Origin of the sequence: Vibrio sp. CCUG 15886, from assembly GCF_028570825.1 — a bacterium.
GTDB lineage: Bacteria > Pseudomonadota > Gammaproteobacteria > Enterobacterales > Vibrionaceae > Vibrio > Vibrio vulnificus_B.
On record NZ_JAQQBT010000003.1, the window covers coordinates 1 to 13,664 of the forward strand.

11 protein-coding genes are annotated in these 13,664 nt (G+C 46.3%); 6 read left to right on the plus strand and 5 right to left on the minus strand.

Annotated features, from left to right (window positions below; all coding sequences use genetic code 11):
- The first annotated feature begins 125 nt into the window (after nt 1-125).
- The 4 genes from PQQ36_RS08595 (at nt 126) to PQQ36_RS08610 (ending at nt 5,279) form a co-directional block, all read left to right on the plus strand.
- Nucleotides 126-896, plus strand: coding sequence for an ABC transporter substrate-binding protein (locus PQQ36_RS08595; protein ID WP_273660735.1), 771 nt, complete (start codon nt 126-128; stop codon nt 894-896).
- Nucleotides 897-986: 90 nt separating this feature from the next.
- On the plus strand, nt 987-1,727 hold the full coding sequence (locus PQQ36_RS08600; RefSeq protein ID WP_011079989.1) for an ABC transporter permease: 741 nt from the start codon (nt 987-989) through the stop codon (nt 1,725-1,727).
- Nucleotides 1,728-1,733: 6 nt separating this feature from the next.
- Nucleotides 1,734-2,411 carry an ABC transporter permease gene (locus PQQ36_RS08605; RefSeq protein WP_273660736.1) on the plus strand — a complete coding sequence of 226 codons (678 nt, stop codon included), beginning with the start codon at nt 1,734-1,736 and terminating at the stop codon, nt 2,409-2,411.
- 147 nt (nt 2,412-2,558) lie between these two features.
- A complete protein-coding gene (locus PQQ36_RS08610; RefSeq protein ID WP_273660737.1) occupies nt 2,559-5,279 on the plus strand; it encodes an ImpA family metalloprotease in 2,721 nt (906 codons plus the stop codon).
- A gap of 81 nt (nt 5,280-5,360) precedes the next feature.
- Here PQQ36_RS08610 and xthA read toward each other — a convergent pair whose 3' ends face one another.
- Entirely contained in the window at nt 5,361-6,167 is an 807-nt protein-coding gene (xthA, locus tag PQQ36_RS08615; protein WP_060531142.1) for an exodeoxyribonuclease III, read from the minus strand.
- 215 nt (nt 6,168-6,382) lie between these two features.
- On the opposite strand from xthA, the gene PQQ36_RS08620 reads away from it, so the two are divergent.
- The gene (locus tag PQQ36_RS08620; RefSeq protein ID WP_273660738.1) at nt 6,383-8,500 is read left to right on the plus strand and encodes a methyl-accepting chemotaxis protein; all 2,118 of its coding nucleotides are present in this window, start codon (nt 6,383-6,385) and stop codon (nt 8,498-8,500) included.
- Between the two features lie 62 nt (nt 8,501-8,562).
- Here PQQ36_RS08620 and rsmS read toward each other — a convergent pair whose 3' ends face one another.
- The 4 genes from rsmS to dinG are packed head-to-tail and all read right to left on the minus strand — an operon-like array spanning nt 8,563 to nt 12,175.
- On the minus strand, nt 8,563-8,730 hold the full coding sequence (rsmS, locus tag PQQ36_RS08625; protein ID WP_011079994.1) for a pleiotropic regulatory protein RsmS: 168 nt from the start codon (nt 8,728-8,730) through the stop codon (nt 8,563-8,565).
- Nucleotides 8,730-9,275, minus strand: coding sequence for a primosomal replication protein (locus PQQ36_RS08630; protein ID WP_039554264.1), 546 nt, complete (start codon nt 9,273-9,275; stop codon nt 8,730-8,732). Before PQQ36_RS08630 ends, rsmS begins: the two co-directional genes overlap by 1 nt.
- Nucleotides 9,272-10,054: a TSUP family transporter gene (locus PQQ36_RS08635; RefSeq protein ID WP_011079996.1), complete on the minus strand. Its 783-nt coding sequence runs from the start codon at nt 10,052-10,054 to the stop codon at nt 9,272-9,274. The genes PQQ36_RS08630 and PQQ36_RS08635 overlap by 4 nt, the downstream gene beginning before the upstream one ends.
- Nucleotides 10,055-10,099: 45 nt before the next feature.
- A complete protein-coding gene (gene dinG, locus PQQ36_RS08640; protein WP_108654240.1) occupies nt 10,100-12,175 on the minus strand; it encodes an ATP-dependent DNA helicase DinG in 2,076 nt (691 codons plus the stop codon).
- 514 nt (nt 12,176-12,689) lie between these two features.
- Between dinG and PQQ36_RS08645 the strand changes: the two genes are divergently transcribed.
- Nucleotides 12,690-13,613 carry a porin gene (locus tag PQQ36_RS08645; protein ID WP_011150816.1) on the plus strand — a complete coding sequence of 308 codons (924 nt, stop codon included), beginning with the start codon at nt 12,690-12,692 and terminating at the stop codon, nt 13,611-13,613.
- The last annotated feature ends 51 nt before the right edge of the window (nt 13,614-13,664 follow it).

Sequence of the window (13,664 nt, forward strand, 5' to 3'; positions counted from 1 at the left end):
AACCTAGAACCTAGAACCTAGAACCTAGAACCTAGAACCTAGAACCTAGAACCTAGAACCTAGAACCTAGAACCTAAAAACGAAACACAACATCGCAATACAAAAACAATCACAGGAGTATGGATATGAAGAAGTGGTTACTTGCAGCAACATTGGCCGCAACCGCAGTGTCGGGTATCGCTCAGTCGAAGGAATGGAAAACGGTTCGCTTTGGCATTGAAGGGGCGTACCCTCCATTTAGTTGGACAGAAGCCGATGGTTCCCTAAAAGGCTTTGACGTCGATATGGCGAATGCCTTGTGTGAAGAGATGAAAGTGCAATGTAAGATCGTCGCGCAAGATTGGGACGGCATTATCCCGTCACTATTGGCTCGTAAGTACGATGCAATCATTGCCGCTATGTCTATCACAGAAGAGCGCAAGCAAAAAGTCGATTTCACTGGAAAATACGCGCTGATCCCAAACAAATTCATCGCGAAGAAAGGCGCAGGCTTGAATTTTGACAAACTGAGCGGCGTAAAAATCGGTGTTCAACGCGCAACCACTCACGACAAATACCTAACCGATAACTATGGCAAGAACGTTGATATCGTACGCTACGGTTCATTTGATGAAGCGTATCTTGACCTAGCCAATGGCCGTATCGCCGCGGTTTTGGGTGATGCTTCGGCATTGGAAGAAGGCGTGCTGAACAAAGCGGGTGGTGAAGGCTACGAGTTTGTTGGCCCATCACTAACGGATCCAAAATGGTTTGGTGAAGGTTTTGGTATTGCGGTTCGTAAGCAAGATAAAGATCTTACCAAGCAATTGGATGCCGCTATTCTATCTCTTCGTGAAAAAGGCATTTATCAGCAGATCGCAGCAAAATACTTCAAATACGACGTATATGGCGAGTAATCACTGTTGAACTCTCTCCCTAATTGCCGGTTCGTTCCTGGATGTACCCGGCAATTAGGATTCTAGATTCTAGGGATTAGGAACTGACCTATGCTGGATTTACAAGGATATGAAGCCTCTATCTTTAAAGGGGCCGTGTTAACCATTGAAGTGGCATTACTTTCCCTTGTGCTCGCCATGTTACTTGGCATGTTGGGCGCGCTTGCTAAAATGGCGCCTTATCGTTGGGCGCGTGCTATCGCCACACTTTACACCACCATCATCAGAGGGATTCCTGATCTTGTCTTGATGATGCTGATTTTCTTCGGTGGCCAGATTTTTCTTAACAACTCTCTCTATGCCGTCAATGAATGGCTCAACGAGTGGTTTACATCAAGCGACCCCACGCATGAATGGGTCTCCTACCTTCCTGACTATGTAGACGTGAGCCCTTTTATTGCCGGTGTTCTGACCATAGGCTTTATCTTCGGCGCGTACATGGCGGAAACCTTCCGCGGTGCCATCATGGCGGTCGATAAGGGGGAGCTTGAGGCGGCAAAAGCGTACGGCATGAGCTCGGCGTTGGCGTTTCGCCGCATATTGTTGCCGCAAATGATTCGTCACGCGTTGCCTGGTTTTGGTAATAACTGGCTAGTGTTACTCAAAACGACCGCGTTAGTTTCCATCATCGGTTTAGAGGATATGGTTCGCGTCGGAGCGTTAGCCGCAGGATCAACCAAAATGCCATTTACCTTTTATATGGCGGTGGCTCTGATTTTCCTCTTCTTTACCAGCGTTTCTACGGGCTGTTTGAAAGTCCTAGAACGTAAATTCAGCATTCATACGAGGTAGATGATTATGGACTTTTCATTAATCGTAGAAAGTTTTCCTATCTACCTCGATGGTTTATGGACAACCGCTTGGCTGGTGGCTGTGTCACTGGTGCTTGGTTTAGGTATTGCCATACCGTTGGCAGTGGCAAGAAACAGCCGCAACTATGTGGTGAGTTTGCCTGCTTGGGGCTACATCTACTTTTTCCGTGGTACGCCGTTGTTGGTTCAGCTATATCTCATTTACTACGGTATGGATCAGTTTTTCCCCGTGAAAGATACGCTTTGGGAAAATGCTTGGTTCTGCGCTTTGGTGGCGTTTGTTTTGAATGCCTCTGCGTATACTGCCGAAATCATTCGTGGCGCGATCAACGGTTTGCCAAAAGGGGAAGTGGAAGCGGCAAAAGCCTATGGCATGAGCCATTGGATGACATATCGCCGTATCGTGTTGCCAAGTGCGTTGCGCCGCGCGCTGCCTGCGTACAGTAATGAAGTGATTTTTATGCTTCACGGTAGTGCGGTCGCCGGTATTGTGACGATTATCGATCTTACTGGTGCAGCTCGATTGGTCAACTCGCGTTACTACGCACCTTTCGAATCGTTTCTAACCGCGGGCCTATTCTACATGTCGCTGACGTTTTTGATCCTTTGGGTCTTCAAAAATGCGGAGAAACGCTTCCTCGCATACCTCAGACCATTGAGCTAATTTAGATGGTTCAACAAACTTATGAACGGCACCTATAGGGTGCCGTTATGTTAGGTTAGTTCAAAATCAATCATCGCAATGAGCTCGTTGGTTGTTGTTCTGAAGTCATTAATTACACTAAGAAAAACAAAAAGAACGAGCGAGAAAATGAACAAGATCTTTTATTCCAGCTTGCTGACGCTTGCGGTGACCGCATGCGGCGGTGGTAGTGGTGGCGGTGGTTCAACAGCACAAGTCAAAACGGATGTAGAGCGGGCGCTTGAAAGCGGAAATGCCTTGCTGGTGTCCGATCCAAATGAATTTATTCAAGCCAGTCAGCGTTATGTTGCGCAGACTCAACAACGAAGCGATGCATTGTGGCAGCAATTAGCGGCGAACACGTCCTCTCTTCATTGGGACCCTACCCACGATGCCGCCATTATTCAGTCCACCTACGGCTTTAACCAAGCGGTTTTACAGACAAACAAAGCAATGTCTGATGGATACAAAGACCAAGTATTGACGCTTGGTATTGCGGAAACAAGTTCATCTGGTCAGCGATACGCGTTTTTAGGGAGCAACCCATTTCGCACGGCTCAACGTTTCCCGACATCCGTGAACAGTGACATGGAGATTTGGCTGGATAACCTGTTGGTCTGGCTAAATGGTGGCTCATTGAAGCAAGGGGCCAACGCGGTGATCGCGCAGATGGATCAATCGCATTATTTCCCCGATGAGCAAGCAACACGATCTTGGTTAACCAACCGATACGGAGCGCAGCTTCGCTACAATGATGCCAACCAGTGTGACGGCGAAAAGCTGCTTGCGTGTGTCACGGCAAAGCCTGATTTGCTGATTTTATCCCAGCATACGAACAGTGGGGATTCAGTGGCGACTGTCAAAAGTGCCGTTGAGAAAGCGCAGGCTGACGGTATTCCCATCCTTTATTTGCATTGGGATGGAGGCATGACGGAGCTAGGTAACGCGTTGTTTGACCTTTTCCATGTCCGTTATGTCGGTGATAACTATTGGCGAAAATTGGGTATTAGCCAATGGAATGCCTTATCGCTTAAGGGCTCAATTCCTCAAGAAATTGTTGACCAACAAGCGTTGCTCACCCGTTTGGCCAATGACAGTTTCACTGTGGATCTTACGCAGTGCGATGATAAATCTTGCCCAGAGAGCGCCAAGATGGACAGTGAGTTCTACCTTGCGGCAAACGCGATTCGCAACCATTTATTGTCTTTGGATCGAAGCCAAGTCGATCTGTTTAAAACCGCAGACTACCAATACGAGAAACTGATGGTGCTGCTGGCGGACCGTTATCGTCAGGATGTGGTGTTTCCGATGGATAAATCGACCACCGCATCGCTTGATTTCCTAAAATCCTATTTTGCCGATTATGTCCAATATCATTCTCGCTCGCTCAACCCAAAACAGCCGAATATGGGTAATTTTAGCCGCAGTGAATTTGGTGCTGAGATCGCGCGGATCAGCAAAACGGTTCAGTTGGAATCGAAACGTAACTTCCGCTCTGCAGGCGTGTACGCCTTGCCTGGCGAAACGTTCCAAATCACGCGCCGTGATAGCAGCGCGGTGAAGGTGTCGATTGCGATTAACTCACTCCGCAGTGGGGCAACCCACGAGTTTTCAAAAAACGGTTATAGCCGCCCTAAACACCTCACCTCAACCACTTATGAGATTAAGAGCGGTGAAACGATTCGTTTGACCTCCGCTTACGGCGGGCCGATTCAAGTCCATTTTGATACCAACGATCTCCCCGTTGAATTGCGGTTCACCAATGTGGCGCAACATCCCGTTTGGCGAAGTGCTGAGGATAATGAGCCCTTTGCCGCGCAACTGAATCAAGACCAATTTGATTGGGCAGAGCTGATCACTCCGGGATTTGAAGTCCACTCAAAACGCGACAAAATGCTGCAGTCGATCTCAGCAACAGAGTGGGCGGGAAGTGCTGCTGCCATGGCGCAGGCGACAGAGCGATACATGCACAATTTTCCGCATGCGTTAGCAGGCTTTAAAGGCCCGGGTATTACGGTATTTGAGCAAGTGCAAACCTACGGCGAAAGCAAAGGTTGGCAGGTGGAAACCATCGATATGGTGAAACACATGAATGCCGATCAAGCCACCTGTGGGTATGGCTGCTCTGGCAATCCTTACGATGCGTATTGGGCATTTAGCCCTGTGGGTCATGGCGATTTGCATGAGCTTGGCCATGGGCTAGAAAAAGGCCGTTTTCGTTTTGCTGGTTGGGAAGGGCATTCCACCACCAACTATTACTCTTATTACAGCAAATCTCAGTATTTTATAGACACAGGCAAGGAGTCTCAGTGCCAGTCTCTAGATTTTAAAGGACAATATGAGCTGTTGCAGCAGAGCCGTCAGCAGGCGAATCCCAATGCCTTTATGGCCGCACAAAATCAAACCGGTTGGAGTTGGGGGGCGCGCGTTTACATTCAGATGATGATGGCGACTCAGCAACAAGGCATCTTAAACAATGGCTGGCACCTATTGGGTCGCTTGCACTTGATAGAGCGGGAATTTAATCGCTTGAAAGGAAGTGCTGACTTGTGGGACGCGAGGAAAGAGTCCATCGGTTTTAGCCAGTATTCGTTGGATGAAGCCAATGCGATTAGTAACAATGATTGGCTACTGGTCGCGCTGAGCTACATTACCGAGCGAGACATGCGGGCGTATCTCAATATGTGGGGGTTCACCTTCAGTGATAAAGCGAAGCAGCAAGTGATTACTCTCAATCATCCTGCGATGCCACTGAACTATTTCGTCTCAACTGATATGGGGTACTGCAAGGAGGAATTTGCCGCGCGCTTTGTGCCAGTCGATGGTGTAACCGCTTGGCCGTCGAACTAGCCAGCAGTAAAAAATCATAGAGGAGCCTTAGCTCCTCTATGATTTTAAGTCGATTGCTTTATGTCGATGAACGAATACGGGTTACTCAAAGGTTGCCCAAATAGGCGCATGATCTGAAGGTTTTTCAATGCCGCGCAGCTCGTAATCGATATCGGATTCGCGACACTTGGCCGCTAACGATGGTGTAGCAAGAATCACATCAATGCGCAGGCCACGATTATCGTCAAAGCCTTTTGAACGGTAGTCAAACCACGAGAACTTATCATCCACACTTGGGTGCAGTTTGCGGAACGTATCTTCTAATCCCCAATCCAGTAAGGTTTGTAACCACTCACGCTCCTCAGGCTGGAACGAACATTTGCCCGTTTTTAACCAGCGTTTACGATTCACTTCACCAATACCGATGTCGGCGTCGATCGGGCTGATATTGATGTCGCCCATCACAACTACTTGCTCACCGTTGTCTCTGTGAGTGGTTAGGTATCCCATCAAATCTTTGTAAAACTGGCGTTTATAAGGGAACTTGGTTTCGTGTGCTATGTTGTCCCCTTGCGGAAAATAGCCGTTCAACACCGTCACTTTTTCACCCTTCTCATCAAGAAAAGTCCCAATGATCATGCGCTTCTGATGTTCGTCATTATCGGTTGGGAACCCTTTTTGGATTTCGATTGGCTCTTGTTTACACAGCAGAGCCACGCCGTAATGCGCTTTTTGCCCGTGGAAATAGACTTTATAGCCCATCGCTTCGACGTCTTCGACAGGAAAGGCTTCGTCGTGGACTTTGATTTCTTGCAGACCAATAACATCAGGTTGATGTTTGTCGATCAATGCTTGCAGTTGATGAAGGCGAGCTCGTAACCCATTGATGTTGAAGCTGACGATTTTCATTCTTTATCCTGATTCGTGTTGTTTGACTTGATGTTACCACTCAACTCAATGACTTCAAGAAGAGATAAGTAATCACAGCGATTGATCACATTGATGGTTCGATAGTGTGCTACAACTTCGTAACATTTCTAATTGATATCGAGGTGAATTATGCTTTAATGGAAAGCAAATAAAACGAAAGTTTAGCTCTATTTGTTTGCGAATAAGGATGTACTATGCGAACTCTTTCTGTTCAGTGGAAGATTACCCTGCTGTCGGGTTTCTGCTTGCTAATCACTTCTCTCTCTTTAATTGGCTTTTCTGTCTATAACGCGATTGTAAATCAACAGACGTTGAAGCAACAAAGCACCGCATCTGTTACCTCCAAATCAGAGCAATTAGTGAAAACTCGTGCATTACTCAATGCTACTGAGGTTTCCGAGTTTCTGAATGAGTCGCTATATCGTGCTGAAATGTTAGCGGCGAGTGCTTTGTTTTATAAGACCAATAGTGAAGATAATTTTGGTGAGAGCGAAGTATTGCGCACTGCACTGGATGAAATGGTTCGTAAATCGGTCGTGAATTTCAAAACCATGCAAGGGGCTTATTTGGTTTTTAAACCCAATATGCTTGATGGTGAAGATGCCAATTATGTGAATGCAGAGTATGTGGGGTCAAATGAACGAGGCCAGTTTGCTCCTTACTGGGCCACGGCTAATAATGGCGAGAATGTCGTTGCGAATGTACTTTCGGAAGCGACTTTGAAATCGGATGAAAACGCTGAGCGTTTTTTGTGTCCTCTGAACTCAGCACAAGCGTGTATTACTTCCCCTCGCAAAATGACACAAGATGGTGGCAGCTTTTTGACCACCTCTTTGTCGGTTCCTATCCTCGTTGATGGTGATCCAATCGGTTTTATGGGTATTGATGTGCGACTCGATTCTTTACTGCAAATCGCAAACGATTCCGATAGCAGCCTTTTTAATGGGCAGGGACACATTAGCATTGTGAGTTTAGACGGCACTTTGATCGCCAGTGACGATCGCTCAAAAAGTATTGGTAGTGCTTTTGCCAGCTCCTACGTTTCAGCGAACACATTAACGGATTGGCTTTACAGTGGGGGAGAGCAAGTTTCATGGAGTGACGATGGCGAATGGCTACTTGTCTTTGCTCCCGTCGTCGTTGCCAACCAAACTTGGGGCGTGATCTTCGAAATGCCAAAATCGGCCGTACTCAAAGATGTCGAGACATTGGATCAAATCATCAGCGACAAGGTTTCCTCAGGCATTCAATTTGAGTTGCTGGTGGGGCTTGTATTAGTGGTGCTAGGGCTGTTTACCATCGCCTTTTCCGCCGCCAAGCTAGTGAAGCCGATCAAAGCCGTGGTGGACAGTTTACGTGACATTGAATCTGGTGAAGGTGATCTCACTCAGCGTTTAGTGGTGGGCAACAAAGATGAGATTGGCCAACTGGCAGAGAGTTTTAATGCTTTTTTAGAGAAACTGCAGCGAACCATTGGCAATGTGGCAAAAACGTCGCAACAGCTTGCCGAACAAACAGTGGGAGCCAAACGAGCAGCAGTGGCAACCCGCACTAGCAGCGAATCACAATTTAAAGAAGTCGATATGGTGGCCACGGCGGCTGAAGAGATGACACAAACCGCAAGTTTGGTTGTGCAAAATGCGGAAGTGGCGGTTGAGGCAGCGAATCGAGCCAGTCAATCCGCGAATAGTGGCCGTGAGGTCATTGAGCGTTCTGAACACGAGATGCTGAAGCTGGTGGAACAAATGACCCAAGCCGTTCCTGTGGTGGAAGAGTTAGCCCGCAACAATGGCAATATTACTGAGATCCTGACAGTCATTGAAGGTATTTCAGAGCAAACCAATCTTTTGGCACTCAATGCGGCGATAGAAGCCGCTCGCGCTGGCGAACAAGGCCGTGGCTTTGCCGTGGTTGCAGATGAAGTTAGAAAATTGGCGAGCAGCACTCAAGATTCTGTAGCAGAAATTCGCACTGTGATTGCTCAAGTACAAAATGGCACCACAGCAGTGGTGGATGCCATCAAGCAAGGTAACGTGTTTGCTCAGCATACCGCGACAGAAGTACAAAATGCGGTTGAGCAACTGCAAAGTGTCTTTGAGTCGATCTCTGCAATTAATGATATGAACAGCCAGATTGTAAAAGCGGCTGAAGAACAGATGGCGGTGTCTGCGGAAGTGAATCAGAGCGTGGTCAACATTCGCGATCTCAGCGGCCAGATTTTATCGCAAGCGCAAGAGTCACAATCGGCTGGTGAAACGATTGAAGCACTCTCAGCAGAGCAGCAACAATTGATGGGTCAGTTTAAAGTGTGATGAAAGGAATCAAGCCTCTAAATCAACAGTGCCAGTCATCTCGTTGACTGGCACTGACGTGTTTACGCTTGACGATTGAGCTTCGACTCTAAATCTTGCTGGACAATTTTCAGTGCCGCTAGGGCTGTTGCAGCATCAACGTCATTGCTTTCTAATAGATAGATCAAATCGACCGCCAGTTTAATTTCATCCGGTGCTTGTTCCAGTGGTGGAGGGGAAAGGTCATTCATTACTGATTTTTCTCTCTGTATGTGATCTGATTTTCTATCTTTAGCATCGCTGCCTGGCAACGCGCTAATCGTTGCTCTGTTGCTAATAACGCCTGTTGAGCTTGCGTACGAAGAAATGCAGGTGCGGTATCGAGTTCTTTCTGCTTTTCCAACACCATCTCTTTTAGTCTACGCGTCCACTCTTGATGCTGTGCCAACTCTTGATACAACACATTGATTGGTTTGCGATAATGGCTAGCATGTTTGATTTCATTCTTGCGAATGGTGGTTGTAGAGAGCTCACGTTGAATCGCAGAGAACTGAGCAACCAACTGTTCTGTCAGATATTCAGCACGTTGGGTTGTGAGTCTCTGATCTTTTTGCTCTCTCAGTAACGCATCCAAAGTGGCTTTGGTCTCTTTAACGCAGGGCACTAAGAGGCGCGCTCGGCAAGCAAACAATCGCTCATCAAACAAAGGGGTGTGATGTTCGCCTCTTTGTCTGTCTAACTGAGCGGCCTGAATAGCAAGCTCATCAAGCCGCTGCGCAATATCTTGTAGTTTCATAGCGTGACAAACCAAGCTTCATAGGCCAGTTTCATGGCAAGAATACTGACGACAGTAACAAAAACCGGACGAATAAACTTTGCGCCAAATCGAATCGCAGAGTGAGCACCCACAAACGCCCCTGCCATCAGGCAAACGCCCATGATTAATCCAAGCCCCCAGTTGATGTGCCCTAAGAAAGCGAACATGACCAACGAAGTTATGTTACTGGTAAAGTTCATGGCTTTTGCGAGGCCTGAGGCCAGAAGGATATTGAGTTTATAGAGTGCCATTGAGCTGACGGTCCAGAAAGCGCCAGTGCCTGGTCCCGCGACACCATCATAAAATCCTAGTGTGGCACCTTGCACAAATTGCTTTTTATTCAGCATTGGGCATGGCTCGGGAGTGGTGCTGTTGTGTGCCGATTCGGGCGTTTTATGCCAAATGGTATAGATAGCTGCGGCTAAAATGATCAGTGGCAGTATTTTCTCTAACCACTCGGTGCTGATGGCATCGACAAAGAGTGTGCCCAATGTGGCACCTACCAAAGTAGCTGCAAATGCGCGAAGCCAGCACTGAGGCTTAAACAGGCGTTTGCGATAGTAAGTAAATGCGGCAGTAGAAGAGGCAAACGTCGCGGCAAGTTTGTTTGTTCCTAGTGCAATATGTGGCGGTAAGCCCAGTGAAAGAAGGGCTGGAACGGTGAGCATTCCCCCTCCACCTGCAACGGCATCGATAAATCCAGCGATGAAAGCAACCAAAGCAAGGACAACAAGCATGGTTGGTTCTAATAATTCCATAGGGTTAACGTTCTTCTAGTTATTAATTGTGTAATGCAGCAAGTTCTATTTTTCAATGATTCGTTTAAAAGGAGGCAGGGAGTCCAGAATCGCTTTGCCATACCGCTTCGAAATCAACCTCTTGTCGAGGATGGTGACTGTACCAGAATCTCGCTCTTTGCGCAGTAATCGTCCTACCGATTGAATCATCTTCTTACTCGCTTCTGGGACAGTGATCTGCATAAATGGATTACCTCCACGAGACTCAATATATTCTGAATGCGCTTGTTCTACTGGTGAAGTTGGGACAGCAAAAGGTATTTTGGTGATCACCAAGTTTTCCAGAAGCTCGCCGGGCAAATCCAGCCCCTCTGAAAAGCTACCTGTACCAAAAAGAATGCTTGTTTCACCTTTTTCTACTAGTTCTTTATGTTTTTTTAGAATTTCTGTGCGTGATGTTTCGCCTTGCTTTTGCAAAGCCCATCCTCTTTTTACCAATTCTGTTGCTAAACCTTCCGCAACTTGGTTCATTTGCCAATAAGAAGAGAATAAAACCAAGTTTGCCTGTTTGTCTTTTAAATACTTAGGCAAAATCTCGATAAGATATTCCGTAAACTGCGGTGCTTGCGGTTCGTATTTGAGGGCAGGTAGGTGCAACTCTGCTTGGTTTTGATAATCGAAAGGTGAGGCCAAAGCTAGGAATTGGACTCCCGATTCCTCACGCATATCAATGCCTGCTTGATGACAGAAATATTGAAATGAGTTCAGTGCTCTCATGGTTGCAGAAACCAACAATGCGCCGACGCAGCGACTCCAGATTTGTTGGTCCAGTTGCCAGCCTACCTCTAAAGGAGAGACACTGACGATAACGTCACCTTCGCGATCCGGATGTTTTTCAAGCCAGCGAGCAAGAGGTGCACCTTTTTCACGGGTCGGTTCTGCCATCAATCGCCACACTTGTGACAGATTTTCAGTTCGTTGAATATAGAAACCCAATTCAGCCAAAGCGGGCTCGGCAGTTTTTGCGGAAAGTTCGCCATCTTTAACACGCTCGGCGACGAGATCGGCAATTTTAGCGACCGCTTGATGGGCTTTCTGGCTGAAAATTTTGAGCTCTTTTGCCTGCTCTTCTAGCCACGAAGGGAGTTGGCCATGCTCAAATCGATAGGTGCCTTCCTCAAAATTCGCTGGGTCGAACTGTTTTGCAAGCTGTAGTAAAGAGGGAATCACCACTTGCACGGATTCTTGAAGCTCATTGCGAAAGCGGCTAACGCGTTTTTCATCCGCCAAGGCTGCAAACTTGCTGCTGTTTTGGTTTAAACGTTCTAACCAAGCGGCCGCGCCTTTAAGGCTAGATGCGGCAGAGGCATGATCTCGAGCAACGTGAGGAAGGTGGTGCGCTTCATCAAAGACATAAATGGTATTTTCCGGTTCAGAGAGGATAACGCCGCCGCCCAAGTCTGCATCAGCCATGACTAAACTGTGATTGGCGATAATGACATCGTGCTTGTCGAGCTCTGAGCGTGCTTTTTGAAAAGGACAGTGGCGATGGATAGGTAAATTGTTATTGCAGCTATGTTTGTCGCTGACAATCAATTGCCAGAGGCTGTCATCAATCGGTTTTGGCCAACTGTCTCTATCGCCATCCCATTTCCCCTTGGCTAAGCTCTGATACATCGTGGTTAACAGCTCTATGTCTTTCTTTTTGGGTTTTGTTTCAAACATCGCTAGCTGGCCACCGTCGACGCCACTGGCGCTAGCGAGTTTTTCGGCACAGCAATAGCGTTGTCTACCTTTCGCTAAAACAAAAGAAAAGTTTAAGTCTGAAATTCTTCTGTACAAAGGCAGGTCTTTATTCAGCAATTGCTCTTGTAGAGCAATTGTTGCAGTTGAAATCACCACTTTACGGTTGTTAAGTACTGCCACTGGGATTGCAGCCATAAGGTAGGAGAGTGATTTCCCGATCCCCGTCCCGGCTTCCGCAACAAGAATGCGATTTTTTTTGTGATAGGAACCGCAAAGTGTTTTTGCCATCTCCGCAACGAGATAGTTTTGCGCTCGGCGAGGGATAAAGTTTTCAAGCTGGTTTTGAAGGTTTTGATAGCTGGTGCGAATAGAACTTTGAATTTTACTGGTTAGCATACTGTGACCCATGTTCAGACCCACGGATTCTAGCACACATCTCTAAGCGAGGCGTATCTCACGAAATTGGATCCTTTTAATTTAAACCTAGATCTCCTTCACAAAAAAAAACTGAACCTTCATAAGGTTAGATTTAATTCATCAAATAAAAAATATAAACCGCCGCTCTGGGGGATTGCTAAGAGTTTTATTCTTAAATTTGTCTTTAATTTTTAATATTTAAGGATTTTATTCCGAATATTTGCTTGTAACGATTTGTGTAAATTAGGCCTATTTTGCTTAGAAGTTACTCGAAAAAAAGCATGTAAACAATGCAAGTTGCTGTTTTTAAATGATTTGATATTTTTTTATGTTTGTTTTTTAGGAAATTTGACAGTCAGAATAATCTTTTGCAATCTAACAATCGAAATTTACAGGTGCTGGTTAGCTTTCTCAGGATAGGTAAATCAGTATCAAAAAAACAAAAGGGAACCGGGCAAGGAACTCCCAAACTAAGAAAAGGCAGTGGATTATTATGAAAAAGACTCTAGTAGCTCTAGCAGTTATGGCATTTGCGGGTTCTGCGAATGCAGGTTTTGAACTGTACAAGAAAGACGCAGTATCTGTAACAATGGGCGGCGATATCGAAGTTCGTTACGTTAAAGATAAAGCGAAAGACTCTGAAATGAAGCAACAGATTCACGACGCAGACGTTAGCTTTGATGTTCGTTACGCAGTAAACGACGAAGTACAATTTGGTGGTTTCTGGGAATTCCAAGACACTGGTTCAACCAACGGTGATGCATATGTTGCTGCTTACGCTGGTGCACACACTTTCAAAGTTGGTCGTCTATGTTCAGTTCTTGATGATGCAGGTATTGGTTCTGACTACGTGTTTGGTCTAGATGCTTTCTTTAACGGTACAGATCAATTCTGTGGTGAAGAAACGATGCGTTACGACTTTGATTCTTCCGATTTTTACGCATCAGCAGCAATTCGCCAGTTCCGTAATTCTAAAGAGTTGAACACAGACTCTCGCCTATTCGATGCTAAAGTAGGCTACCGTGGTCTTAAAGATTTCGATTTCACAGCGTTTGTAGGTTCTGCTGAGATCGGTAAAACAGCAGTAGCAACTCACGATGAGACTCTATGGTCACTACAAGCTCGTTACAACGGCGTAGAAAACCTAGGTCTAGCAGCTGCTTACTACGCAACTGAAAATGATGGCGTAGATGCTGATAACATCGCACTAGCTGCAACTTACAAGCTAGACGTAGTTAAACTAGCTGCTGGTGTTAACTTTGCAGATTCTGACGCAGCAAACAGCGACGTAACTAGCTGGTATGTAAACGCTGGTTACCCTCTAGCACCAAGCGCAACTCTTTACGCTGAAGTTGGTGGTAATGACGCAGATAACACAGAAACTGCTTATGCAGTTGGTGTTAAAGCATCATTCTAATCCACACGGATTTATTTATACTAAACACCCTCAGATGAGGGTGTTTTTTTT